This is a genomic window from Roseovarius mucosus DSM 17069 (genome assembly GCF_000768555.3).
GTDB classification, from domain to species: Bacteria; Pseudomonadota; Alphaproteobacteria; order Rhodobacterales; family Rhodobacteraceae; genus Roseovarius; species Roseovarius mucosus.
The window spans coordinates 762,908-789,343 of sequence record NZ_KN293975.1 but is presented as its reverse complement, the minus strand read 5'-3'; the positions used below and the strand labels follow the sequence as shown (position 1 = coordinate 789,343).

19 protein-coding genes and 1 tRNA gene are annotated in these 26,436 nt (G+C 61.3%); 12 read left to right on the top strand and 8 right to left on the bottom strand.

Going from position 1 to position 26,436, the window contains the following annotated elements; translation table 11 throughout:
- The 6 genes from ROSMUC_RS03955 to ROSMUC_RS03930 form a co-directional block, all read left to right on the top strand.
- On the top strand, window positions 1-1,780 hold a 1,780-nt coding region (locus ROSMUC_RS03955), incomplete at its 5' end, for a sensor histidine kinase (protein WP_052115248.1).
- A 113-nt stretch (window positions 1,781-1,893) separates the two neighbouring features.
- The gene (locus ROSMUC_RS03950) at window positions 1,894-3,006 is read left to right on the top strand and encodes an efflux RND transporter periplasmic adaptor subunit (protein WP_037269701.1); all 1,113 of its coding nucleotides are present in this window, start codon (window positions 1,894-1,896) and stop codon (window positions 3,004-3,006) included.
- Window positions 3,003-6,101, top strand: a complete 3,099-nt coding sequence (locus ROSMUC_RS03945; protein WP_037269700.1) for an efflux RND transporter permease subunit — start codon at window positions 3,003-3,005, stop codon at window positions 6,099-6,101. Before ROSMUC_RS03950 ends, ROSMUC_RS03945 begins: the two co-directional genes overlap by 4 nt.
- A 102-nt stretch (window positions 6,102-6,203) precedes the next feature.
- Window positions 6,204-8,012 carry an autotransporter assembly complex protein TamA gene (locus ROSMUC_RS03940; protein ID WP_037269699.1) on the top strand — a complete coding sequence of 603 codons (1,809 nt, stop codon included), beginning with the start codon at window positions 6,204-6,206 and terminating at the stop codon, window positions 8,010-8,012.
- Complete coding sequence (locus ROSMUC_RS03935) at window positions 8,012-11,752, top strand: translocation/assembly module TamB domain-containing protein (RefSeq protein WP_037269697.1); 3,741 nt, start codon at window positions 8,012-8,014, stop codon at window positions 11,750-11,752. The genes ROSMUC_RS03940 and ROSMUC_RS03935 overlap by 1 nt, the downstream gene beginning before the upstream one ends.
- Before the next feature lie 112 nt (window positions 11,753-11,864).
- A complete protein-coding gene (locus ROSMUC_RS03930) occupies window positions 11,865-13,457 on the top strand; it encodes an FMN-binding glutamate synthase family protein (protein WP_037269944.1) in 1,593 nt (530 codons plus the stop codon).
- A 51-nt stretch (window positions 13,458-13,508) separates the two neighbouring features.
- On the opposite strand, the gene ROSMUC_RS03925 is transcribed toward ROSMUC_RS03930, so the two are convergent.
- Window positions 13,509-13,594 (bottom strand) — tRNA-Leu (locus ROSMUC_RS03925).
- Between the two features lie 143 nt (window positions 13,595-13,737).
- Here ROSMUC_RS03925 and ROSMUC_RS03920 point away from each other — a divergent pair.
- Entirely contained in the window at window positions 13,738-14,316 is a 579-nt protein-coding gene (locus ROSMUC_RS03920) for a YqaA family protein (protein ID WP_037269695.1), read from the top strand.
- Window positions 14,316-14,780: a disulfide bond formation protein B gene (locus ROSMUC_RS03915; RefSeq protein ID WP_037269693.1), complete on the top strand. Its 465-nt coding sequence runs from the start codon at window positions 14,316-14,318 to the stop codon at window positions 14,778-14,780. Before ROSMUC_RS03920 ends, ROSMUC_RS03915 begins: the two co-directional genes overlap by 1 nt.
- Window positions 14,781-14,787: 7 nt before the next feature.
- On the opposite strand, the gene ROSMUC_RS03910 is transcribed toward ROSMUC_RS03915, so the two are convergent.
- Entirely contained in the window at window positions 14,788-15,216 is a 429-nt protein-coding gene (locus ROSMUC_RS03910) for an Lrp/AsnC family transcriptional regulator (protein ID WP_037269691.1), read from the bottom strand.
- A 117-nt stretch (window positions 15,217-15,333) separates the two neighbouring features.
- On the opposite strand from ROSMUC_RS03910, the gene rocF reads away from it, so the two are divergent.
- Window positions 15,334-16,263 (top strand): arginase, encoded by a 930-nt coding sequence (rocF, locus tag ROSMUC_RS03905; protein ID WP_037269689.1) that lies wholly within the window; start codon window positions 15,334-15,336, stop codon window positions 16,261-16,263.
- Window positions 16,264-16,273: 10 nt separating this feature from the next.
- Window positions 16,274-17,326 (top strand): ornithine cyclodeaminase, encoded by a 1,053-nt coding sequence (locus ROSMUC_RS03900; RefSeq protein WP_037269688.1) that lies wholly within the window; start codon window positions 16,274-16,276, stop codon window positions 17,324-17,326.
- 11 nt (window positions 17,327-17,337) lie between these two features.
- Here the strand turns inward: ROSMUC_RS03900 and ROSMUC_RS03895 are convergent, their stop codons facing one another.
- Window positions 17,338-18,897, bottom strand: a complete 1,560-nt coding sequence (locus ROSMUC_RS03895) for a helicase HerA-like domain-containing protein (protein WP_037269687.1) — start codon at window positions 18,895-18,897, stop codon at window positions 17,338-17,340.
- A gap of 431 nt (window positions 18,898-19,328) precedes the next feature.
- Between ROSMUC_RS03895 and ROSMUC_RS03890 the strand changes: the two genes are divergently transcribed.
- Window positions 19,329-19,952 carry an invasion associated locus B family protein gene (locus ROSMUC_RS03890; protein WP_037269942.1) on the top strand — a complete coding sequence of 208 codons (624 nt, stop codon included), beginning with the start codon at window positions 19,329-19,331 and terminating at the stop codon, window positions 19,950-19,952.
- A 59-nt stretch (window positions 19,953-20,011) separates the two neighbouring features.
- On the opposite strand, the gene ROSMUC_RS03885 is transcribed toward ROSMUC_RS03890, so the two are convergent.
- The 3 genes from ROSMUC_RS03885 to ROSMUC_RS03875 form a co-directional block, all read right to left on the bottom strand.
- Window positions 20,012-21,223: a beta-ketoacyl-[acyl-carrier-protein] synthase family protein gene (locus tag ROSMUC_RS03885; RefSeq protein ID WP_037269686.1), complete on the bottom strand. Its 1,212-nt coding sequence runs from the start codon at window positions 21,221-21,223 to the stop codon at window positions 20,012-20,014.
- The gene (locus tag ROSMUC_RS03880; protein ID WP_037269940.1) at window positions 21,220-21,480 is read right to left on the bottom strand and encodes an acyl carrier protein; all 261 of its coding nucleotides are present in this window, start codon (window positions 21,478-21,480) and stop codon (window positions 21,220-21,222) included. The genes ROSMUC_RS03885 and ROSMUC_RS03880 overlap by 4 nt, the downstream gene beginning before the upstream one ends.
- A 219-nt stretch (window positions 21,481-21,699) precedes the next feature.
- Window positions 21,700-23,325, bottom strand: coding sequence for a L,D-transpeptidase family protein (locus tag ROSMUC_RS03875; RefSeq protein ID WP_102105843.1), 1,626 nt, complete (start codon window positions 23,323-23,325; stop codon window positions 21,700-21,702).
- A 326-nt stretch (window positions 23,326-23,651) separates the two neighbouring features.
- Between ROSMUC_RS03875 and mepK the strand changes: the two genes are divergently transcribed.
- Window positions 23,652-24,221, top strand: coding sequence for a peptidoglycan L,D-endopeptidase MepK (gene mepK, locus ROSMUC_RS03870; RefSeq protein WP_037269685.1), 570 nt, complete (start codon window positions 23,652-23,654; stop codon window positions 24,219-24,221).
- Window positions 24,222-24,304: 83 nt separating this feature from the next.
- On the opposite strand, the gene lipA is transcribed toward mepK, so the two are convergent.
- Both lipA and ROSMUC_RS03860 read right to left on the bottom strand, forming a co-directional pair.
- Entirely contained in the window at window positions 24,305-25,249 is a 945-nt protein-coding gene (gene lipA, locus ROSMUC_RS03865; protein WP_037269684.1) for a lipoyl synthase, read from the bottom strand.
- 122 nt (window positions 25,250-25,371) lie between these two features.
- Complete coding sequence (locus ROSMUC_RS03860) at window positions 25,372-26,370, bottom strand: hydrogen peroxide-inducible genes activator (protein ID WP_037269683.1); 999 nt, start codon at window positions 26,368-26,370, stop codon at window positions 25,372-25,374.
- Window positions 26,371-26,436 lie beyond the last annotated feature (66 nt).

Sequence of the window (26,436 nt, the reverse complement as noted above, 5' to 3'; positions counted from 1 at the left end):
TTCAAACCGTGGGGGAAGAATAACGTCCTTCAAGGCTGACTTCTTCAGCAGCCTGTTAAAGCCGCTCTCGGGCGAGATCTTGCGTAACACCTGCGCCACTGGTCCCTCACGGCGCGAGGATGTGATCGTGCGCAATCTCGCAGGTCGAGAGTTTGCGGCAGAGCTTTCCGCCGATCTTGCGCGGCAGGGGGCGGGCAAAATCTGTATTCTTTTCATCCGCGATATTTCGGAACGTCTGGCCGCAGAGTCCGAAATCGAACGCTCTCGCGAAAAGGCCCTTGCCGGAGAGCGGGCCAAAGCGCGGTTCCTGGCCATGATCAGCCACGAAATGCGCACGCCGCTCAACGGCATCCTGGGCGCTCTCGAACTCTTGGGGGACACCGGCCTAACCCCGGAACAAGAGAAATTCACCCGCATCATGCGCTCTTCTGGCCAGCTTTTGCTGACGCAGATCACCGACGCGCTTGACCTCACGCAGGCCGCCGCACGTCAGATCGTGTTGCGCCCTGCGGTCTTTGATCTTGACCAACTTCTTGGGGAATTGGCGGAAACCCAGCAGGGACCTGCGCAGGCACGCGGCAACAGCCTGCGGCTGGTGGCCCCCAAGGATGGGTTCGGGCGTGTGACCGGAGACCGGGCGCGCATCTATCAGGTTCTGCTTAACCTTGTCTCGAACGCGATCAAATTCACCCGGGATGGGGAGATAACGCTCGACGTCAGCCGCCTGCCATCAACAGACAATGAGCCGGACATGATCGAGTTTCAGATCATTGACACAGGCATCGGGATCAGTTCTGACAACTTGCCAAAGGTGTTTGACGATTTCATGCGGGTTCAGGATACCACGGGCGACCGCCCCGAGGGGACCGGATTGGGTCTTGGTATCGCGCGCCAACTGGTCAAGCTGATGAAAGGCACGATCGGCGTCGAAAGCGAAGTTGGCGAAGGAAGCCTGTTTTGGGTGCGCCTGCCCCTGCCCGCCGCAGCCGTCGCAATCGCGCCAGAACCAAAGGCCGTGGCCGACGTTCCTCAGACCCACACCCCCGCGCGCGCGCTCGACATTCTGGTGGTCGAGGACAATGCTACCAATCGCGTCGTGCTGGAGGGGATGCTAAAGGGCGATGGCCACAGGGTGCATCTGGCCAGCGACGGGATCGCAGGCGTGGAGGTCGCTCAAAAACAGCGCTTTGACCTAATCCTGATGGATATCAGCATGCCCCGGATGGACGGGCGCGAAGCGACGCTGCACATCCGCGCCAGTCAGGGGCCGAATGCGCGGACCCAGATCGTCGCGCTCACCGCCCATGTGCGCGCCGAGGATCGCGGCGATCTCGAAAAGATGGGCTTTGACCGGGTCGAAACGAAACCCTTGCGCCGCGAGGCGCTGCGCGCCCTCCTGCGGCAGATTGACTCAACCGCCGACGCACCTGCGGATAAACCCTGCCATGTCGATCCGGTTTATATGGAACAACTCCGCGCCGCCTTGCCACAGGACCGCATCGACCGCCTTTTGATAGAGTTCGAAACCGAAGGCGCGGCCATTCTGGGCGATCTGAAGCGGGACGATCCCCTGAGCGGCACAGATCTTGCGGATCGCATCCACAAACTCGCAGGCACAGCAGCGGCCACGGGTGGGCTAGCCTTGCAGGCCCTCTTGGGCCGCGCGGAATCTGCTCTGCGCGGCGGCGATGCGGAAGCCGCGGAAACGGCAATTTCAGCCTTGCCATCCCTTTTGCAAGAGACGCTCCGCCAACTCAACAGTCACAATCGCGCTGGCTGAATCGCGCACAAAGAATTGCCTTTTTGCGGGCTTACTATACGTTTGCACGAAGCTAGATTGCGCCCGTAACCCATGCGCGCTCCATCGCCCTCTGAAAACGGATTGCCGCACCAATGCAGATATGGAAACAACTGCTCTTGCTCTGCCTGATCGGCGGCACAGCCTATGGCGGCTATCTCGGCTATCAGACCTACCTTGTCGACGCGCCCAAAGCTGCGGCAGAAGCGCAGACAGAGCGGCCTGTGACGGTTGAGATTGCCGTATCAGAAGAGCGCACGTTGCAACAAACCATCGAAGCGGTCGGCACGACACGGGCGTTGCAATCCATCGACATCGTCCCCGAGGTCGACGGCCGGCTGACGAGCCTCAGGATCACCCCCGGCGCCCGCGTCGTGCAAGGCGATATACTGGCACAGCTTGACGACACAATCCAGCGTGCCGACCTGACCGAAGCCGAGGCGATATTGGTCGAACAGCGGCAAACCCTCCAGCGCACTCGCCAATTGCGCCAGACCGCCGCGGTGTCGCAGGCGACCGAGGAAGAGGCCGTAGCACGTCTGGCCGAGGCCGAGGCCGAGGTCGAGCGCGCGCGCAGGCGGCTTGAGGATCGCACCATTACCGCGCCCTTCGGGGGGGTGGTCGGGCTGACCAATTTCGATGTCGGTGCGCGCGTGGTCGAGGGTCAGGTTCTCACCAGGCTGGATGATCTGAGCGAGGTCGAGGTGGAATTTTCCCTGCCCGAAACCGTTTTTGCCCTAGTGCAACCTGGCCAGTCCCTGATCGCCCGCAGCGCTGCCTTTGCGGACCGCGTTTTTGAGGGCACATTGGATGTAGTGGACAGCAGGATTGATCCGGTCGGGCGTGCTTTTCGAACCCGCGGGCGCATTCCGAACGCCGATGGCACGTTGGCTGCGGGGATGTTCTTGTCCTTGACGCTGGTGCTATCCGAGAGCACGCATGTCACCGTTCCGGAAGAGGCGCTCATATTTCAGGCCGCAGAAACCTATGTTTTTGTCGTCGCAGATGGCAAGGCCAGCCGCCGCACCGTCACCTCCGGTCAGCGCAAGGATGGGCGGATTGCGATCCTATCAGGATTAGAGGCCGGCGAAGAGGTGATCATTCGCGGGCTGCAACGGGTCCGTGATGGCAGCGCACTCAAGATCTTGGGCGCGGACAAGGACGCCACGGCGAAAACCGATCTCGCCAAGCCGGAGAGCGCAACGTGACACTTTCGGACATCTCGATCAGACGCCCGGTTCTGGCTGCGGTAGCGAGCCTGCTGATCGTGATCTTCGGTGTCGCGGCGCTGCGGTCTATCCCCGTGCGCGAATTGCCGGATGTAGACAATGCCGTCGTGACCGTGACCACCACCTATCGGGGGGCTGCCCCTGAAGTGATCGACACGGACATCACAGAGACGGTTGAGGGTGCCATCGCCTCTATATCCGGCATTCGCACCATCAGTTCGGAGAGCCGTCAAGGCCGCAGCCGCGTCACCATCGAGTTTGAAACCAGTGTCGATATCGACGTGGCCGCCAATGACGTGCGCGACGCCGTAGGCCGGGTACGTGGCGACCTGCCTGAAGAGGCGGACGAACCTCAAGTCGTCAAGAGCGATGCCGATGCCGACCCCGTGATGCGCGTCGCCGTCACGTCGGATCGCATGACCACGGCTGAAATCACCGACTATATCGACCGTTTCGTGGTGGATCGGTTCTCTACCCTCGACGGGGTGGCCAATGTCGACGTGATCGGCGCGCAGCCTTTTGCAGTGCGGATATGGATCGACCGCCGTGCGCTCGCCGCGCGCAACCTCACCGTCTCGGATGTCGAGGCGGCGCTCTTGCGCAACAACCTCGAACTGCCCGCAGGCGAGGTGGAATCGATCAACCGGCAAATGACCGTGCGGCTGAACAGCCGGTTGCACAGCGTCGAGGATTTCCGCGACATCGTGATCGACCGCGTGGCGGGCTATCCGGTGCGGTTGGGCGATGTGGCGCGGGTGGTGCCGGGGGTAGCAGACGATTCCACCATCGTGCGCACCAACGGGACAGAAGCCGTCGGTATGTGGATATTGCGGCAGAGCCAGTCCAACACGCTCGAGATTTCCAACGCCGTGCGTGCCGAAATCAAGGCGCTGCAACCCAATCTGCCCGAAGGCATGCGGATCATCGTGGGTTCGGATGATGCGCTCTTTGTCGGGGCCTCGATCCGCGAAGTGGTCATCGCGCTCTTCATTTCTCTGGCACTTGTAGTCGCGGTGATCCTCCTTTTCTTGCGCAGCCTCCGTGCCACGCTTGTTCCTTTCATCACAATTCCTGTGTCGTTGATCGGCAGCTTTCTCTTGATCGGTATGTGGGGCTTTTCGCTTAACACGCTGACATTGCTCGCGCTACTGCTCGCCATCGGACTTGTGGTGGACGATGCGATTGTGGTGTTGGAAAACATCCAACGCCGGATCGAGGATGGGGAATCTCCGCTGGTGGCCAGCGTGCATGGCGCGCGCCAAGTGACTTTTGCCGTCATCGCCACCTCTGTCACCTTGATCGCGGTTTTTGTGCCTCTCTCGTTCATGCCCGGTCAGGTGGGCCGCCTCTTTGTGGAATTTGGCTGGGTTATGGCAGGAACGGTCGCGATTTCGACCTTCGTCGCTCTCTCCGCCTGCCCGGCGCTCGCCTCCAAGGTGCTGAGCGCGCGCAAACTGCGCGCGAACGCCTCAACCGGCCCACGCCCGCCCTCGTGGGTTCAGCGCGTCTATCGCGCGCTTCTGACCCGCGCCATCGGCATGCCTTTGGTGATCCTGCCAGTGACCCTTGCCATCACGGCGGGGGCCGCACTCTTTTATGACAGCCTGCCCCGCGAGTTGGCCCCACGCGAGGATCGCGGCGTAGGCTTTGTGCCGCTCACGGCACCGCAAGGCTCGACCGTGGGTCATTCCGACATGGCCGCCCGTCAGGTCGAGGCTATTCTCGAACCTCTGCGCCAATCAGGCGAGATCGAGACCGTGTTCAGCTTTACCGGCTGGGGCGGAAGGGCCTGGCGCTCTTTCGTCGTGTTTCGCCTTGCCCCTTGGGAAGAGCGCGTTCGCCCCGTATCCGTCATCGTCAGCGAAATCGCCCCGCAGATGGGCCAGGTCACTATCGCACGCGGATTTCCCGTAACCCCGGCGGGCCTTGGCCTACGCGGCAGTTCGACACCAGTGCAGGTGGTTATCGGCGGTCCAGATTTCGAGAGCGTCAAGGAATGGGCAACCACTCTGCTGGAACGCGTCGAAGCAGTGGAGGGTCTCGTCAATCCCGAGATCAATTTCGAACAGAACCTGCCACAGCTTGACATCGAAATCGACCGTGCCCGCGCAGATGATCTGGGCATCTCTGCCGATGTGATCGCGGCCACGTTGCAAACCATGCTTGCCTCGCGCGAAGTCACGACCTTTGTCAGCCGGGGCCGCGAATATCCCGTGCTGGTGCAGGCCGAGGATGCAGACCGCCGCGTCCCCACAGACATCGAAAACATCTTCCTGCGCGCGGGCGATGGCGAGACGCTGGTGCCGCTTGGCGCGCTCGTAACCCTGACGGAGAATGCCGCAACCCCCTCGCTCCGGCGCTTTGATCGCCTGCCCTCGATCCAACTGTCGGGCGCGCTTGCCCCGGATGCCGAACTGGGGGACGTGCTGGCACAGGTTCAGGACATCGCAGACGACATCCTGCCCCCCGAGGCCAAGCTGGGCTACGATGGCCAATCGCGCACCTATATGGACACATCCGCCGGGGTCGGCGTCGTGTTCCTGCTGGCGCTGCTGATTGTCTATCTTGTGCTTGCGGCGCAATTCGAGAGCTTCGTGCATCCGCTCGTCATAATGCTCACCGTGCCTGTGGGCGTGGCAGGGGCGATCTATGCCATGGCGGCGGGGGGATTGTCGCTCAATGTCTACAGCCAGATCGGAATCATCCTACTGATAGGGCTCATTTCCAAGAACGGCATCCTGATTGTAGAATTCGCCAATCAACTCCGCGACGAAGGCTATGCGGTGCGTGAGGCGGTGATCGAGGCTTCCGTCCTGCGTCTGAGGCCCATCATGATGACCGCGATCTCTACTATTCTCGGCGCAGTGCCGCTTGTTACCGCTTCTGGCGCGGGGGCTGAGAGCCGCATCGCGGTGGGCACGGTGATCATCGCGGGTCTTGCCATGGCTACAGCGCTCATGCTCTTTGTCACGCCGATCCTCTATGACTTGATGGCCCGGTTCACCCGTCCACGTGGTGCGATTGAAAAGACACTCGATGCCGCCCTTGGCAAGCGCGGCCAACCCGCTGAGTGATTTCTTGCCACGACCGCTCTCCGCGCCTCGTTTTACGGCTTGCAAGGGTGGCAATCCCAAGGGTGCAATGCCATAAAAGACAGAGTCGAAGGGGGGCATCAGGTGCTGCAATCAAGGTTCGGAAAATCGGCCCTTACCGCGCTCTGCCTTTGTCTTGCGCCCTCGCTCGCATACGCCGCCGAGGTCAGGTTTACCGCTCCCGAGGCGGGGGATGGGTTCACGGACCGGCTGCGCAGCGCGTCGCTCTCGATAACCACCGCCGCGAAAGAAGAAGCGACCGCACAGGATTTGCTGGCCGCCGCACAATCGGATTACGGGCGCCTGATCGGTGTACTCTATGCCGAAGGCTTCTATGGCGGCGTGATCCGCATCCGCGTCGACGGCCAGGAAGCCGCGAGCATCCCCCCTCTGCGCGCGCCAAACGAAATCAGACAGATCGACATCACCGTCGAACGCAACGCACCCTTCGTCTTTTCAACCGCCCGCGTCGCACCGCTTGCGCCAAAAACCGCACTGCCACCTGAATTTGCCAAGGGCAACCGGGCCAAGGGCGATCTGATCGGCGAGGCCACGCGCAGCAGTATCGCCGCGTGGCGCGCCAGCGGCCACGCCAAGGCGCTTGTTGCAGAGCAAACCATTATCGCCGATCACGCGGACTCGACGCTTTTTGCCGACATCAGCCTTGATCCCGGCCCGCGCCTGCGTTTCGGCAGGCTTTTGCTGGCGGAGGAAAGTCGCGAAAGCCGCGTGCGTCCAGAGCGCATTCGCGATATTGCAGGACTGCCGACCGGACGACAGTTCTCGCCCGAGGAATTGGACGAGGCCGCTGCGCGCCTGCGCCGCAGCGGTGCCTTTCGATCGGTCGTGATGATCGAGGCGGACAGGCCCAATACCGACGGAAGTCTTGACATTACGGCCCGCGTCACCGACGCCAAACCGCGCCGCCTCGGCTTTGGCGCGGAACTGGCCTCACTCGAAGGGTTGACGCTCTCGGGCTTTTGGCTGCATCGCAACCTCTTTGGCGGGGCGGAACGGTTGCGGCTTGATGCCATGATCGGTGGCATCGGTGGCGACTCAGGCGGCGAGGACTACCGTCTTGGCGCACGCTATGACCGTCCCGCAACCTTTCACCCCGATACCGGCCTCTTTCTATTGGCAGTGATCGAGGGCAATGACGAACCGGATTATACCGAATCCAAGGTCGAGATCGGCGGTGGCTTCACCCGGATATTCTCGCAGGAGTTGCGCGGCGAGGCTGGGATTTCCTATCGCTATTCCGACATCGACGACGATCTGGGGCGGCGCGAACTGCAGCATCTCCTCTTTCCCGCCAGTCTCACTTGGGACAAACGCAATGATCAGCTCAATGCCACCTCTGGCCATTTCATCGAGGTCACGCTGACGCCCTTTATCGGTCTCGACGAAAAATCGGGGGATGGGGCGCGGATGTTTGCCGATGCCCGGCACTATCGCAGCTTTGGCGCGGGCGACCGCTATACACTGGCAGGGCGCGCGCAGTTCGGATCGGTCGCAGGCCCATCGGTAGGCGAAATTCCAGCTGACATGCTGTTTTACTCCGGTGGGGCAGGCACTGTGCGCGGGCAGGATTACCAATCTCTCGGCGTCGACATTGCCCCCGGTGTCACGGTTGGCGGGCGCGCTTTTGTTGGCTTCTCGGGTGAATTCCGCGCCACTGTCACTGACAACATTCAGGCCGTCGCCTTTGCCGACACGGGATTTGTCGGTCAGGATGCCCTTGGCACGGGCCGCGGAGATTGGCACAGCGGTGCCGGGATTGGTGCGCGCTACTTTACCCCAGTGGGTCCAATTCGCGTGGATATCGCCACGCCCCTAGGCGACAAGGCCGGGGAAGACCTCGAAATTTATATCGGCATTGGGCAGGCGTTCTGATGGCCCGACTGTTCTTCATCCTTTCACTGGTGCTGACTGCGTTTGCGACCCCGCTCTTGGCGCAATCCGCTGATGAGGACCGCGGCTATCTGCAGGCCCTTCTTGAAGACAACCTGTCCGGTGCAGGGCGCGAAGTGCGGATCACCGGCTTTGCCGGGGCGCTGTCGTCGCGGGCCACAATCGAGGAACTGACCATCGCCGACCGCGATGGCATCTGGCTCACGCTGCGCGAGGTGGCACTCGATTGGACGCGCACGGCGCTTTTGCGCGGCCGGGTCGAGGTCAACCGCCTGACCGCACGAGAAATCATTGTGGCACGCGCCCCGATCGCCGAAGAACCGCTCTCGCCAGAGATGGCAGAGGCCACGCCATTCCGCCTGCCAGAGCTTCCGGTCTCGGTCAATATCGGCGAAATCAGCGCCGAGACGCTCACGCTTGGCGCGCCCCTGTTGGGCGAAGAAATCGCCCTGCGCCTGCTCGGTCGGCTGTCACTGGGCAGTGGCGAAGGTGCGGCAGAAATAGACGTGACCCGGCTTGACGGGCGCGGCGCGGTCACGCTCGACGCAAGTTTTGTCAATGCGACAGAGGTTCTGGCACTTGATCTGTCGTTGCAAGAGGACGCAGGCGGCATCGCTGCCACATTGCTGCAACTGCCGGATCGGCCCGCGCTTGCGCTCGGGATCAGCGGCACGGCCCCTTTGAATGACTATACGGCCGAAATCCGCCTCGCCTCGGACGGCACACCCCGTCTGACCGGGCAAGTCACGATCCGCGACGCAGCCGCAGATGAGACGACAGCCAAGGTCTTTGGCGCGACCCTTTCTGGCGATCTCACCCCCCTCATTGCCGCCGACTACCGCCCCTTCTTTGGCACGCAAAGCGCGCTCAAAATGACCGGCACGCGCCAACAGAACGGGGCTCTGGAGATCGCGGATTTCACGCTTACGGCGGCACAAATTTCCCTCTCCGGTGCCCTGACGCTCGATGCGGCGGGTTGGCCACAGCAGTTCAGGCTCAACGGGAAATTGGGGGATGGCGAAACCCGCGTGCGTTTGCCGATCAGCGGCCCGGCAATCCATATCCGGGGCGCCACGATTGACGCCGCCTTTGATGCCGCGCGCGGCGACCGTTGGCGCGCACGGCTGGGTCTGACCGGGTTCGAGCGTCCCGACATCGCTCTTTCCACAGCGACCCTCTCAGGCCGTGGTGCCTTGGAACGCACCGCGCCACGCGGTGTCACCGCGCTGATGGAATTCGACCTGGGCGGGATGCGCATTGACGATCCAGCATTGTCCGAGGCCGTCGGAACAGAGATTGGCGGGCTCGCCTCTCTCGATTTTACCGAGGGTCGCCCGCTTGTCCTGAGGGCGCTCCGCCTTACATCAGGCGCAGCGCAGCTCATGGGCAACGGGCGAATCTCTGCCTTTGCTGACGGCTTTCCCGTCTCTGGTACCGCCACGCTGGAGGCACCCAATCTCAAACGCTTTGCTGCCCTCACCGGACAGAATATCGCAGGTGCCGCCAAGGCCACCATGACAGGATCCGGCAGCCTGCTTGGGGGTGACTTCGACATCACGCTCGATGCCGAAACAGATCAACTGGCAGTCGGCATCGCCGAGGTTGACCCCCTGATCGCAAGCGCGGGCACGCTTTCTCTCGCGGCACGCCGCGACACAACAGGCATCGCGCTCGACCGACTTCAGGTCGAGAACGAGGTTATTCGCGCCACGGCATCGGGGCGTTTGAACGGGAACAGCGGCGCGCTCAGCCTTGCAGCGCGGTTGACTGATCTCGCGCTCGCCGATCCGCGTCTGTCCGGCCCGGCGGAACTCAGCAGCAATGTTGCGTGGCAAACCGGCGGTGACGTGACACTAACCGGGCTTGACGCTGCATTCATGGGCACCCGCTTGCGCGCCGACGCATCGCTCTCGCCCGAGGCGGCGGGTTTGCCAGTCAGTGGCGAACTTCGGGCCGAGATCACCGATCTGGCGCGTTTCAACGCTCTGGTTGGTCAGCCCCTGCGCGGCGCACTTGACCTCAGGGTCGCGGGTAAAGCCAAGGATCGCGGGCAGGATGTGGAGATCAATACAGCGATTGACGGGCGTGACCTGCGGACCGGAATTGCGGACCTTGACAAGCTCATCGCCGGACGGCTCAAGCTCACGGCCGCCGGTGCGAGGCGTCTTGACCGGATCGAAATTGACACGGTCGAGCTTGAGACACCACAACTCACTCTCTCAGCAGGATCGCCCCGCCCCGACGCCCCCGTGGATTTCAATGTGCGTCTGAACAATCTCGGGCTCTTCGCCCCGGATTTTGCAGGTCCGGTGACGGCTACGGGGCGCGCCAGCCTGTCCGGAGATTTTGCACAACGGGTGGCCGTGACACTCTCAGCCGAAGGTCCGGGGGGCACGACGGCGCAGGTCTCGGGCGATATCGTAGATCACGGTGCGCGGCTTGATCTGAGCGCCAGCGGCGCGCTCCCCTTGGCGCTTGCCAATAGCTATATCCGGCCAAATGCGATTCAGGGCACGGCGCGCTATGATCTGCGGATCAACGGGGCCCCTGCCCTGCCTTCTGTTTCGGGCACGATCAGCACCTCTGACACACGTATCGCCCTGCCCGCAACCGGCCTGACGGTCGAAACCCTGAGCGGCACCGCAACCCTCGGTCAAAGCCGCGTGCAGACAGACTTCACCGCCCGGATGCGCGATGGTGGTGAGATACGAGTGACGGGGCCGATTGGCCTGACACCCGGTTTCTCGGGTGATCTGGAGGTTGGGCTTGACGGTCTCGTGCTGACCGACCAGTTGATCTACACCACCACGGTAAATGGCAACATCGGCGTTAATGGCCCCCTGACGGGCGGCGCACGGATCGGCGGGGCACTGACACTCGAGGAAACCAATATCCGCATCCCGTCTGGATTGGGGGCGTCTTCGGTCTCGCTGCCGGATCTTCAGCATCGGAACGAACCGGCCGCGGTACGCCAAACCCGCGCGCGCGCTGGCCTGATCCAGACCGAAACCGCGGGGCGCGCACGGCCCTATGCGCTCAATCTGTCGATCAGCGCGCCTAACAGGATTTTTGTTCGTGGGCGCGGGCTTGATGCCGAACTGGGCGGCAACTTGCGCCTAGCGGGAACCACCGATGCCGTTGCCCCAGACGGGTTTTTTGAACTGATCCGCGGACGGATCGACATCCTTGGTCAAAGGCTTACGATGACCGAGGGGCGCATTACCATGCAAGGCTCGCTCGATCCATTTCTACGATTTGTGGCCACCACCGATGCGGGCGATGTTGCCGTTCAGGTCATCGTCGAAGGCTTGGCAAGCGCGCCCGAGGTGCGTTTTGCCTCTGATCCCGATCTGCCACAGGAAGAGGTCGTCTCGCGCCTGATCTTTGGCCGTGGCCTCGACAATATCTCAGCGTTTCAGGCTGCACAGATGGCCTCGGCAGTGGCGACACTGTCGGGCAACAGCAACGCCGACGTGGTCGGCAAGCTGCGCGGTGCCATCGGCCTCTCGGATCTGGACGTCACCCAAACCGAAGATGGCGGCACAGAGGTCAGTGCCGGCGCGTATATCTCGGACAAGGTCTATACCGAGGTCACAGCCGACAGCGACGGGAAGCAACGCATAAATCTCAACTTTGATCTCAGCGACAGTGTCACGCTCAAGGGCGGGGCCTCTAACGATGGCTCCTCTGGGGTCGGCGTGTTCTTTGAGCGCGATTATTGAGCGAAAACCAAAACCCTTTCGCAGATTGCTAAGAATTCGTGCATAAAAGACTGACCTAAGGCCTCGGCGCTTGGAACAATTCGTGCAGCGGTCGGGCAAAAGGGAGGATCGCATGCGTTATATTCCACTGTTGCTTAGCATTTTGCTCGTGCCTGTTGGCGGGCTGCTGGCTGTCTGGTTGCCTTTTTGGGGCGGATTGCTAGCGGGGCTTGCAGGCGTGGCCGCGTTTATCGGTCTTTACGATCTGTTCCAGACCAAACGCGCCGTGCTCAAAAACTACCCGCTCTCAGCACGGCTGCGCTTTCTCTTCGAGCATTTCCGCCCCGAAATCCGGCAATATTTCCTAGAAAGCGACCACGACGAGACCCCATTCTCCCGCGAGCAGCGCGCGCTGGTCTATCGCCGCTCCAAGGGGATTGAGGGCCTACGCCCCTTTGGTACCTTGCGCAATGTCAATGCCGTGGGCCACGAGTGGATCAATCATTCCATGTCACCAAGCCATCTTGGCGACATTTCCTTTCGTCACCTTATCGGCGGCCCGGACTGCGCCCAACCCTACGACAGCTCTGCGCTCAACATCTCGGGCATGTCTTATGGCGCGCTCTCGCCCACGGCGATCGAGGCGCTGAACTGGGGCGCGAAACTGGGTGGCTTTGCGCATACCACCGGCGAAGGCTCCATCTCTCGGTTTCATCGCAAACATGGCGGCGATCTGATCTGGCAGATTGGTTCGGGTTATTTCGGATGCCGCACGGCCAATGGCGCATTTGACCCCGAGATGTTTGCCACAAATGCCGCCAACGATCAGGTCAAGATGATCGAGATCAAGCTGAGCCAAGGGGCCAAGCCCGGACACGGTGGCATCCTGCCGGGGGCCAAAGTGACAGAGGCGATTGCAGAGGCGCGCGGCGTCCGCGTAGGTCAGGACTGCATCAGCCCCGCCGCCCACTCCGAATTTTCCTCGCCCGAGGGGCTCTGTCGGTTCATAGCCCGCCTGCGCCAACTCTCAGGCGGAAAGCCTGTGGGACTCAAGCTCTGCGTGGGCCATCCCTGGGAAGTGTTCGCCATGGTCAAGGCCTTTCATGAAACCGGAATTACGCCAGATTTCATCACCATTGACGGGGCCGAAGGCGGCACGGGCGCAGCCCCGGTAGAATTCGCCGATCACAAGGGGGCCCCCATCCGCGAGGGGCTGATGCTGGTGCACAACAGCCTCGTCGGTGTGGGACTGCGCGACCGCATCCGGCTGATCGCCTCGGGCAAAATCATCAGCGCCTTTGACATGTGCCGCATGTTCGCCCTTGGCGCCGATGGCTGTAACATCGCGCGCGGATTCATGTTCGCGGTAGGTTGCATTCAGGCGCAGGTTTGTCATTCCGGCAAATGCCCCACGGGCGTCACCTCGCAGGATCCCGGGCGTTACCGTGCGATCGTCGTTACGGAAAAGCATCTGCGCGTCGCCAATTATCACCGCAACACACTCTTTGCGCTAAAGGAAGCGGTGGAATCCTCTGGTCTCCAGCGCCCACAGGAATTCACCCCGCATCACCTGATGATCCGCGTCAACAGCCGCGAAGTGCGCTCCGCCGCCAGCCAATATCTCTGGCTGCAACCGGGCGAATTGCTCAGCGGTCATGTCACTCATCCGGCCTTTGCGAAATACTGGGACCACGCCCGACCCGACACCTTCGCCTTCGCTCCCTGAGCCAGGACACCGGACAGGCAATATTTTCAGATACTGGTCAGGGAAAGCGAATGGTGCCCAAGGTGGGATTCGAACCCACACACCCGTAAAGGCGGCGGATTTTGAATCCGCTGCGTCTACCGTTCCGCCACTTGGGCACTGTTCTTTCTCTAGCCAAGCATACGACCGGCGTCCAGTGGCGAAAAGGACTCTCTTGGTGGAAATTGCACAAGAAATCTCTCGGGCCTTGACCCCGGCCAATTGGCGTGGTGTCTCGCGTCAGGCAACCCGAGAGACACCGATGATCCGCGCGCTTTATGACTGGACGATCCGCATGGCCGATCACCGCCATGCGCTTTGGGCCTTGGCGGCGGTGTCTTTTATCGAAAGCTCTATCTTTCCAATCCCGCCCGATGTGCTGATGATCCCGATGATCCTCGCCCGCCCGTCGCGCGCATGGTTGATCGCGGTCGTTGCCCTCGTCTCCTCGGTTCTGGGAGGGCTCTTGGGCTATGCCATCGGTGCCTTTGCCTTTCAGGAGATCGGCCAGCCGATCCTCGCAGCCCTCGGCAAGGGCGACGCGATGGCCGAATTCAGCGGGCGGTTCAACGATTTCGGGTTCTGGGCTGTGCTGACCGCCGGCATCACGCCCTTTCCCTACAAGGTCATCACCATTATGTCCGGCTGGACCGCGATGCCGCTTGGTGTATTCATCGCTAGCTCAATTCTCGCACGCGGCATCCGCTTCTTTCTGGTCGCGGCCCTTCTGTGGAAGTTCGGGGCCCCGGTGCGCGATTTCATTGAGCGCCGTCTTGGCCTCGTGACCATCGCCTTTGTGGTCCTGCTCTTTGGCGGCTTTTACGCGACGAGGTTCCTTTGATGAAACTAAGCCAGAAGCACCTAATTCTCCTCGCCGCAGGCGGGTCCGCAGCCCTTATGCTGGGGGCGCTTGGGTTTCAGCACTTGGGCGGCATGGCCCCGTGCAAGCTCTGCATCTGGCAACGATGGCCGCATGTGCTCGCAATCGGTTTCGGCGCTGTAGCCCTCATTGCCCTGCCCCGCCTGTTCAGCCTTGCAGGTCTCTTGGCGGCCCTGACCACTGCGGCTCTTGGTGGTTATCACACCGGGGTCGAGCGTGGCTGGTGGCAAGGTCCGACCAGTTGTTCGTCCTCCGGCACGGACGGGATCAGCGCCGATGCGCTCTTTGAACAGATCATGGCGGCCCCCTTGGTCCGCTGCGATCAGGTGCCTTGGGAAATGCTTGGCCTGTCAATGGCCAGTTGGAACATGCTCATGTCGCTGGGGTTGGCCGCACTCTGGCAGATGGCCTTGCGCGCGCGTTGAAGCTGCTTCAAGCCCCCGACTTCCAGGTATTGAGAAGCAGACTTGTCTCGGACTGGGCTATCCCTTCGAACCGCCGGATTTGCGCCAGAACTTTGTCGAGTTCCTCTAGCGTCTCGGTGCCAATCTCGACGATCACATCCCACCGGCCATTGGTGGTGTGCGTCGCGCGCACGGCACTCAACCCGTTGAGCTGACGCAAGATCCGGTCGGTACCGCGCCCTTCGATCCCCAGCATCATGAGGCCCCGCACCGGATCACGGGCCGCGTCGCCGCGCAGCACGACGGTAAAGCCAACAATCGCCCCGCTGGCACGCAGCCGCTCGATCCGCGCACGCACTGTGGTACGCGACATGCCAAGCCCGATCGCCAGATCTGACAGAGAGGCGCGCGCGTCATGCCGCAGCATGGAAATCAACCTCTGATCGGCATCATCCATTTCGCAAAATCCTTAATCCAATTTGCGCAATTACTGCCCCATTTGCGCAAAATAGCCGCTTCAAATCAACCCAATTCGGCGGCATCCTGCTTCTGAAGCGTAAAGTGAGAGCATCCGATGACCCCACAAACCATTCTTCTGATCGGTGCCCCGGTGGATAGCGGCAAGGACCGGCGCGGCTGCCTGATGGGGCCCGATGCCTATCGCACGGCCGCGCTGGCCGAGGCGCTTGGTGATCTCGGGCACAGCTTGCGCGATCTTGGCAATCTCTGCCCTGCTTCGGTCGCCGCCGATCCCGCCCTGCCCGCGCATGTTCATGCACCCGCGGAAACGGCGGGCTGGACGGCCTCCTTGATGCAGGCCGCGGAAACGGCCATGCAAGAGGGGCTGCCGATCTTTCTGGGGGGCGATCACAGCCTGTCGCTCGGCTCTGTCGCGGGTGTGGCCCGTCATGCCGCCGCCATGGGGCGCCCTCAATTCGTGCTCTGGCTCGATGCCCATAGCGATTTTCACACGCCGCAGACCACGGCCTCGGGCAATCTGCACGGCACGCCGCTTGGCTATGTCACGGGTCGTGCTGGTTTTCATGGCTTTCCCCCGGTGGCCCATCCGGTGCCCGAAGAGAATATCTGTATCCTTGGCCTGCGCTCTGTGGACCGGGCGGAACGCGAGGCGCTTCAGGCCAGCCGCATCCGCTATCACGACATGCGGGTGATCGACGAAGAGGGGATTTCCCGCCCTCTCGGGGCCTTTCTCGACCGTGTTGCTGCGGCGGGGGGCGCGCTGCATGTCAGCCTTGATGTCGATTTCATAGACCCAATCTTTGCCCCCGCCGTGGGCACCACGGTGCCAGGCGGCGTGACAATCCGCGAGGCGCATCTGACGATGGAGATGATCTGCGACAGCGGGCTCATGACCTCGCTCGATCTCGTGGAACTCAACCCGTTTCTGGACGAACGCGGACGCACCGCACAGGTGATGGTCGATCTCGCGGCGTCGGCCCTTGGCCGCCGTGTCTTTGACCGCCCGACCCAAGCCTATAGCTGAGGACTCAATCATGACGCTTGCCCCCTCTCACAAGGCGTTGGTGCCTTTTGTCTCTGTCGACGACATGATGAAGCTGGTGCATCACATCGGGATAGAGCCGATGTTGCGCGGGCTGGCCGACTATATCGAGGCCGATTTCCGCCGGTGGGAACTGTTCGACAAGACCCCCCGCATCGCCAGCCATTCCAAGGAAGGCGTGATCGAACTCATGCCCACTTCGGATGGCGAGGTCTATGGTTTCAAATATGTGAACGGCCATCCCAAGAATACCCGTGAGGGGCTGCAGACCGTCACCGCCTTTGGCCTCTTGGCCAATGTGGGCAACGGCTATCCGGTGCTGCTCTCGGAAATGACTGTGCTGACGGCCCTGCGCACGGCAGCCACCTCGGCGATGGTTGCCAAATATCTGGCCCCCAAAGGCGCGGATACCATGGCGATGATCGGCAATGGCGCGCAGTCCGAGTTTCAGACGCTGGCGATGAAGGCAATCTGCGGCCTCAAATCCGTGCGCCTCTATGACATCGATCCAGCCGCCACCGCCAAGGCCGCCCGCAATCTGCAAGGGCTTGGGCTGGAGGTGATCCCCTGCACCACCCCAGAAGAGAGCATGGAAGGCGCCCAGATCATCACCACCTGCACGGCGGACAAGCAATATGCCACCATTCTGACCGACAACATGGTTGGCGCAGGCGTGCATATCAACGCCATCGGTGGCGACTGTCCGGGCAAGACGGAACTGGCCCCCGGTGTGCTGCACCGCGCGAGCATCTTCGTCGAATATCCCGAACAGACCCGGATCGAGGGGGAAATTCAGCAGCTTGCCCCGGATCACCCCGTTACCGAGATGTGGCAGGTGATCAACGGCACCGCGAAGGGCCGGACCAGCAACGATCAAATCACGCTCTTCGACAGCGTGGGCTTTGCGATCGAGGATTTCTCGGCCTTGCGCTATGTGCGCGACCATATCGCGGGAACCGAGCTTTTCCTGGACCTCGACCTTCTGGCTGATCCGGACGATCCCCGCGACCTCTTCGGCATGCTGCAACGCGCAGCCAGACCCTGAGCGGGCGCGCCTCAGCGCCCTTTGAAGAGCCCGCCCAATATACCGCGCACGATTCGGCGCCCCGTGGTGCCGGTCAACTCCTTCATCACCGCCGAGGCAAGCGCCCCCCCGAGACTTTCGGGTTCGCGCACGCGGCGGCTCTGGCCCGAAGACGTCCCTGCACTATACCGCCGCGCCGCCTTGAATTCACGGGCGCGCTCTGCCTCCGCCTCTTCGGCTGCGGCGGCTGCAGCAATCTTGGCCTCAGCCTCTTCTGCCTCTTTGGCCGCAGCCTCGGCGCGGGCGGCAAGGATTTCATGGGCGGACTGGCGATCAATCGCCACCTCGTATTTGCCCGCCACGGGCGACCCCGCAATCACCGCGCGCCGTGTGGCGGCATCGCAAGGGCCAAGCTGTGTCGCAGGCGGACGAATGAGCGTGCGTTCCACCACGCCCGGCACACCCTTGTTCTGCAACATCGAGGTTACGGCCTCGCCCACGCCCACATCGCGGATCGCCTCGACCGTATCAAAGCGCGGATTGGGTCGATAGGTCTCGGCAGCGCGGCTGAGCGCCTTTTGGTCCCGCGCGGTAAAGGCGCGCAGCGCGTGCTGAAACCGGTTGCCAAGCTGACCCAGAATATCCTCGGGCACGTCATCGGGGTTCTGAGTGATGAAATAAACGCCAACCCCCTTGGAGCGGATCAGCCGCGCCACCTGCTCGACCTTGTCCACAAGAGCCTTGGGCGCATCGTCGAACAAGAGATGCGCCTCGTCAAAGAAGAACACGAGCTTGGGTTTCTCGACATCACCCACCTCGGGCAAGGTCTCGAACAGCTCGCTCAAGAGCCAGAGCAGGAACGTCGCATAGAGACGGGGCGAGTTGATCAACCGGTCCGCAGCGAGGATGTTGACATAACCGCGCCCCTCGGGCGTCACACGCATCAAATCCTCAAGCGCCAGGGCAGGCTCGCCAAAGAAATGCGCGCCCCCCTGATTTTCCAGCACCAGAAGCGCACGTTGAATGGCCCCGACCGAAGATGTCCCGACATTGCCATAGCGCAAGGACAGATCCGCGCTGTTCTGGCCCACCCATGTCAGCAGCGCTTGCAGGTCCTTGAGATCGAGCAGTGGCAGCCCCTCTTCATCGGCCACGCGAAACGCGATGTTGAGCACGCCTTCTTGCGCGTCCGACAGGCCCATCAGCCGCGACAACAACAGTGGCCCCATTTCGGACAGCGTGGTGCGCACCGGATGCCCTTGCTCGCCGAAGAGATCCCAGAAGATTACCGGGAAGGTATCGTAGCGAAACCCGTCAAAGCCGATTTTCTGCGCGCGTTCCATGAAAGGTGCATGCAGTTTGTGGTCGGGGCTACCCGCCACCGCCATGCCCGATACGTCGCCCTTGATATCCGACAGGATGACCGGCACGCCGGCGTCCGAAAACCCCTCGGCCAGAACTTGCAGTGTAACCGTCTTGCCGGTGCCCGTGGCCCCAGCGACAAGACCATGACGATTGCCGTATTTCAGCAAGAGTTCCTGAGGCTCAGCATACTCCACGCCACCGCCACCCACAAAAATCGAAGTCTGCACCCCTACACCCCCTGTCCAGAAAAGGTTACGGGCCGACCATACTTAATTAACCCTTTCATGCCAGTCTGAATCCATGCCCGAAACCGATTGTCCTCTGGTTGCGGGTGACTTCCTCATTGTCAGACTGGCCGCGCCTCTTGGGTGCGGCCTTTTTTCGCATTTTTGCGACCTTCCCTGTTGACGCATGCGCGCTTCTGGCCTAGCGTCCGGTTCAATAACTAAGTCGGCCAGTCCGACGGGGAGAAACGCAGGAAGAGGCCGCAAGGCCTCTTTCTTTTTGTGTTGACCCTTTTGTGCTGATCGCACAATCACGGCATATTACAAGATGGCGTAAAGCTGCTGGCAAGTCGGCGTAGATGCGGTTTTGATCCTGACTCTCCCGGCACACCATGCTAAAGCGCGCCAGAAACATAGACCGATATGGGGAAATGATGCCTAAACTATTGACCAGCTTTTCGATCATGGCGTTCCTCGCAATGGGCGGTGCCCTGAGCGCGCAGGAGGCAACACAACCGGCCCCCGAAGCCCCGGCAGAAACAGCGCAGCCGGAAACCGGGACCCCCGCCGTCGGCCTCGACATTGGGCGCCCTGTGCAAGAGGATCCAGCCTACATCAAGTCCACCCATGACGATTGGCAGATCAAGTGCTTTCGCACCGGCGTGGAAGGCCAGGAAGACCTATGCCAGATGTACCAACTTCTGACCGAGAGCGCCGGCAACCCGGTGGCAGAATTCAGCATTTATCGCCTGCCTGAAGGTGGACCGGTCATTGCCGGGGCCACGATTGCCGCCCCGCTCGGCACACTTTTGACCGAAGAGATCAAGCTGGCGGTCGATGGTGGCAATGCCAAGAGCTATGCCTATTCGTTCTGCACCATGGCGGGCTGTTTCGCGCGCATTGGTCTGACGCAAGAGGACGTCAACAACATGAAGCGCGGTGTGAAGGTGACGATTGAAATCGTCCCTGCCCAAGCCCCCGATCAAAGAGTCAAGATCGACGCATCGCTCAAGGGCTTTACCGCAGCCTTCGAAGAAGCCTCGGTTCTTCAGCAATAAACGCACGATATGCCAAACATGAACGCCGCCCCATTGGGCGGCGTTTTGCGTACCACATCTCAGCCAAAGCGCTTGAGCGCGAGCACCGCATTGAGACCACCAAAGGCAAAGGCATTGCTCAACGCCACGTTCACCCGCGCCTCACGCGCCACGTTAGGCACCACGTCGAGCGCGCATTCCGGGTCCGGTTCCTCATAGCCAATGGTCGGCGCAATGATCCCGTCACGCAGCGCCATGATACAGGCCAATAGCTCGACCGCCCCCGTGCCACCAATCAGATGCGCATGCATGGATTTGGTAGACGAAATCATAAGCCGATCGGCATGATGGCCAAACACATCCGCAACGGCAGCACTTTCCGTCTTGTCATTGGCCGCTGTGCCAGTGCCATGGGCGTTGATATACCCCACGTCCTCGCGGTTGACCCTCGCATCGTTGAGAGCACCGGTTATGGCCCTGGCCGCCCCCTGTTTCGATGGCATCACAATATCCGACGCGTCCGATGTCATCGCAAAGCCCGCGACCTCGGCCAAAATCTCGGCTCCGCGTTTCTTGGCGTGCTCCAACTCTTCAAAGACGAAGATCGCCGCCCCCTCGCCCTGAACCATACCGTTGCGATTTGCGGAAAACGGGCGGCAGGCATCGCGGCTCATGACGCGCAACCCTTCCCACGCCTTGACGCCGCCAAAGCACAGCATTGACTCCGATCCGCCCGTGACCATCACCGGCGTAATCCCGCCATGCACCATCTGAAACGCCTGCGCCATCGCGTGATTGGACGAGGCACAGGCAGTGGACACGGTAAAGGTCGGCCCCTTGAGGTTGAACTCCATCGACAAATGCGAGGCCGCGGCGTTGTTCATCAACTTGGGCACGACAAAGGGGTGCACCCGGTTCTTGCCCTCTTCGTAGACAGAGCGGTAATTTTCGTCGAGCGTGGTCATGCCCCCGCCTGAATTGCCAAGGATCACCCCTGCCCGCGCCGCCAATTCACCCGTAAACTCTAATCCCGCCTGCGCTATCGCCTGACGCGCTGCGATCAAGGTGAACTGGGTAAAGCGGTCATAGAGCGCCAGTTGCTGACGGTTGAACTGCGCTTCGGGGTCGTAATTCTTGACCTGTCCACCGATGCGAATCGACAGACGCTCGACATCCTGAAACTCCAGATCGGAAATGCCGCATCGCCCTTCGCGCATCGCCTCAAGGGTGCTGGGCACATCGGCGCCAAGCGCGTTGATCGTGCCCGCGCCGGTAATGACCACGCGTTTCACGTTTGCGCCGCCACCAGCCGCTCGATGCCAGCAATGATCGAGCGCACCGAGGAAATGTCGAAATCGCTCTCTGACGGATTGTTGGCATTGAAGGGCACGGAGATGTCAAACGCCTCTTCGATGGCAAAGATGCTCTCGACCAGCCCAAGGCTGTCGATCCCCAGATCCTCGGGGGTGCTGTCGAGGGTGACATCCGCTGGTTCGAGCACAGCCTGTTCGGCGATAATGGCGATCACACGGTCCTGAATGCTGCTCATGGCAAGGTCTTTCATTCTGACGCCCGAGAACCGGGCGGATGCTGATCTTCTGCGTCGATTTTGTAACAGTTTATTTAAGAACGGTCCCGCGCCCAGACAATCTTTTCTAGATAGCCGCGCAGTGTGCCGCATCTGAAACCTTGCGCTACCACAGGCGGGCGCATGGCAAAAGGCCCGCACCTCTCGGCGCGGGCCATGAACCGACGAACAACTAAGACTTCAGCCCCGCGGCGCGTCCAATGACACCCCTGCCTTTTCCAACGCCTCCCATATCCGCGCATCACGCCCATAGACATCGCCACGATACTGCGGGCGCCCCTGTGCCTGGGTAAAGGCCGTCCGATAAATGATATGCACCGGCACATGCTGTTCGAGCTGCACATAGGTTTCGCGCCTTGTGTCCAGCACGGATTGAAAGAATGCCTTGGGATCGCTTTCCTGCCGCGCCAAGAGCGCATAGGCAAAATCGAACGGCTGATGCAGGCGGATACAGCCATGGCTGAAATCGCGCTTTTCCAAATCGAACAGGGCCTTTTGCGGGGTGTCGTGCAGATAGATGTTGTACTTGTTGGGGAACATGAATTTCACCAGCCCAAGCGCATTGCGCTCTGATGGCGGTTGCTTGATCGCAAAGGGGAAATTCCGTGCATTATACGCGCCGAAATTGACTGCCCCCCGGCTCACCTCGCGGCCGTTGCGATTGTAGAGCTTGAGATGCGACGCCGCCCCCGGATTGCGCTGCATCTGCGGCAGGTATTCATTGACCGCGATGGAATAGGGCACATGCCAGGTCGGGTTGATGACCATATGCTCCATCTCGTCCGAGAATTCGGGGCTGCGACGGTTCTGGTCATTCTTGCCGATCACGGCGCGGGTGGCGAATGTGACCTCGTCATTGTCAAGGATCCGCGCGCTGAAATCCGTGAGATTGACAAGGATATGCCGCTCCCCCCGCTCTTCGCTCAGCCAGCGTTCCCGCTCCATCGCGACGATGACCGATTTCAGCCGATCTAGAGCGGGCGTGTTGAGCGCACCGAGCGTCGTCGTTCCCGCAACGCCATCCTGCTCAAGCCCGTGATCGGCCTGGAATGCCTGGACGGCCTGTTGCAGCCGCATGTCATAGGTCTGCGCCGCACTGCGCGCGAGATAACCCATTGCAATCAAACGGTTGCGCAAGGCAATGACTGCCGGGCCACCGTCACCGGGGCGCAGTTTTTCCGCCGTCACCGTGGGACCCCAGCCGCCATCGGCGATCAGTTTTTCCAGACGCAGTTTTTGTTTGAGCAGTCGGGCATACTCATTGCTCTGAGGCGCAAGATTGCGCATCGTGCGAGCAGGGTCGCCGGACAGGATCTCAGTCAAAAGCGCCCCCGCCTCGCGCCGCGCAACCTCACGCTTGATGTCACTGACGACCTCTGAGGGCACCAGAACCCCCGATTGCAAATCCCGCGCATAACGCAAATAGGCGCGGCTCAGCGCCACCTCGACCTGTCCAAGATCGCGCTGCGACCGCGCAGCACGCATCGCCGTCATTACTCCATCGAGATCATAGCGCTGCGTGGGCAGACCATGCACCCCTGCCCGCGCCAAGACCTGAACCAAGGCCTGACGCCGCGCAAGGTGCTCTGCACCCTCACCGGTCCAGACCGGGCGATACGTCTGTTCCTGATAGAAGGCCGCCAGATCACGATCCTGGGCCGCCGCCTCTGCCACGGCCTGCCGAAACGCCGCCTCTTGCGCCGCAGCTGGCACAGTCCATGCATACAACACGCTGACTACCGTCAACACAACCGGAACAATGCGGAAAATTTTACGGATGCAGGGATGGCCAAGCGCCAAAGTCATTCTTCTACCTCTAGGTCGCGGGATCGCGTTCAGAAAATTATATGCAGGATATCTTGTCCTTCTCAATTTTTTCCTAAGGATTCCCTGTCACATTCGACGACAAGCGCGTGACTGCGGCGAAAATACAGCGGCGACCGCGCATTCCGGCCACATTGGGGAAATTATGCGCGAAATCCCGCCGAAAGGACTTGAATATTGAACGACACGGAAAATCAGGGCTTGGTCATTGATTCCCGCTGTGCCATAAATTCCGCACATCTTGGGGATGATCGACAATGTTGCGGGACAGCAACAACAGGTAGGCTACGGGACAGGCGTTTGAAACAATGACAGAAATCAGTTCAACTGGCATCTCGCGGCGTGGCGTACTGCTGGCGTTCGCGGCAACAGCCGTGGCAGCGGCCCCCACTTTTTCCAATGCGGCCGGGTTTCTACGTGGCGCGGGCGATATCCGCCGCATCCGTCTGGTTTCGCCACGAACCGGTGAGCGGCTTGATACGATCTACTGGATTGAGGGCGACTACCTCAAGGAAGCGGTACGCGAGATTTCGCTATTCATGCGCGACTGGCGCACAAATCAGGTGCGTGACATCGATATTCGCACGATCGACATCATGGCAGCCAGTCACAATCTTCTTGACGCATCCGAGCCTTACACCCTTTTGAGTGGCTATCGCAGTCCGCAGACCAACGCCATGTTGCGCAGCCGATCCAGCGGCGTTGCCCGTAATTCACGGCATATGGTTGGCGAGGCTGCCGATCTGCGCCTTGGCAGCCGCTCAGTCAGCCAGATTTACCGCGCGGGCGTGGCCTGTGGCGGCGGCGGCGTCGGGCGCTACTCCGGTAGCAACTTCGTGCATATGGATTGTGGCCCGGTCCGCACCTGGGGCCGTTAGACACGACGTTCTGACACTGCTCAGACGAAAAACCGGCCCCTCAGGCCGGTTTTCTTTTTGATGGAACCGTCCGCAAATCGCGCTCAGGCGAATTTCGCGTTCCGCGCTGCCTGCAACCGGGCAAAATCATCCCCGGCATGATAGCTGGACCGCGTGAGCGGTGACGCCGAAACCATCAGGAACCCCTTGCCATAGGCTGCCTTTTCATAGGCGGCAAACTCGTCCGGATGCACGAAACGGTCGACCGCATGATGCTTGGGCGTTGGCTGCAAATACTGGCCGATGGTCAGGAAATCTATCCCTGCAGCGCGCATGTCGTCCATCACCTGATGCACAGCCTGCCGATCCTCGCCAAGGCCCACCATGATCCCCGATTTGGTAAACATCGTCGGGTCCATTTCCTTGACCCGCTGCAAGAGACGCAGGGAATGGAAATACCGCGCACCGGGACGCACCGTCGGATAGAGACCCGGCACAGTTTCGAGATTATGATTGAACACATCGGGTTTGGCCGCCACGACGGTTTCCAGCGCGCCTTCATCACAATGCAGGAAATCGGGCGTCAGAATCTCGATCGTCGTCCCGGGTGCACGGTGCCGGATCGCGCGGATGGTCTGGGCAAAATGCTCGGCCCCGCCATCGGCAAGGTCGTCGCGGTCGACGCTGGTCACGACCACGTGCTTCAGGCCCAATTTGCACACGGCATCGGCGACGCGCCCCGGCTCGAACGCATCGAGAGTTTGCGGCTTACCGGTCGCCACATTACAAAAGGTGCAGCCGCGTGTGCAAATCTCGCCCATGATCATCATGGTGGCATGCCCCTGGCTCCAACATTCGCCCGCATTGGGACAGCCCGCCTCCTCACAAACCGTCACCAGCTTGTGCTCGCGCATGATCCGATGCGTTTCGAAATAGGCTTTGCTGGTCGGCGCCTTGACCCTGATCCAGTCCGGCTTGCGCGGCTGGGCGTTATCGGGGCGATGCGCCTTTTCTGGATGACGTTGGTCCGGAAGTTTGAGATCGCGCACGAATTTTTCCCCGCGAATGATTTGGTAAGGCTTGGCTAGTATAAGTCATAGCGATGGAGAGTGCCAGTCACGCAGCGTTACATCCCGACGTCTGCGTCATGGGTAAAGAGTGTCCATCGCGCTTAGTGAGTGTCCCTGTAAATGTCGGCCTGCGCCGTTTGCGGTGCAGGCCGCGTTGCAACGGCGGCGTCGGGCACCTCCGCGCGTGCAAGAGCAATGAGCGCGGCCCCAACCGTTTCCAGAACCTCGGCCAGTTTCTCGAACCAGACCTCGTCTTGCGTGCTCTGACGACGCACCAGCACGATCTGGCGGGCGGGCTCTGGCGGGTCGAAGCGGCGCAGATTTATACCCGGTGCGGCCCGCACTTCGGTTGCCGCCGCAATCTCGGGCATGAGCGTCAGGCCAAATCCCGCCGCCACCAGCCGCGACAACGTGCCAAGGGATGAGGCACCCATGTCGATCTGCGCATGGCCCCGGCCCCGGCCGCAGACCTCCAGCGCCTGATCGGTCAGACAGTGCCCCTCTTCCAGCAACAAAAGCGGGCTATGGACCAGCGAAGTGGGGCGCAGCGCCTCGGCCCCTTGCCCGAGCACGGCCAGCCGCACCGCCGTTCCCGCCAGCAAGAACCGATCCTCAAAGAGCAACCGCTCGCGCAGCCCCTCGGCCCCGACTGGCCGCGCCAGAATCGCGGCGTCAAGCTGCCCGCTCTGAATATCCGCGATCAACTGGTCGGTCTTGGCCTCACGCACCTGCACATCGAGCGAAATGTCGCGACTGCGCAGCGCCTCAAGCACGCCGGGCAGGATATAGGGCGCGATGGTCGGAATGATTCCCAAGGAAAGCCGCCCTGCCAACCCACCCTGCCACCGCGCTGCCTCGGTCAGCGCCTGCATCTCGTCCAGAACCCGCTGCGCATGGGCCAGAATCAGACGGCCAAACGGGGTCAACACGACATCGCGCGCGCGGCGTTCCACCAGTTTTTGACCGAGCGTTGTTTCCAACTCCTTGATCTGAACAGATAGCGCCGGCTGCGAAATATTGACCACCTCTGCCGCACGCCCGAAATTGCGTTGTTCGGCGAGCGCCTTGAAATAGCCAATCTGTCTCAGAGTGATGTTCATATCCCCAGCTTATGGCTAACCACCCCAAGAACAACCCTGAATTATCGCATGACAGGTTTGCAGCCC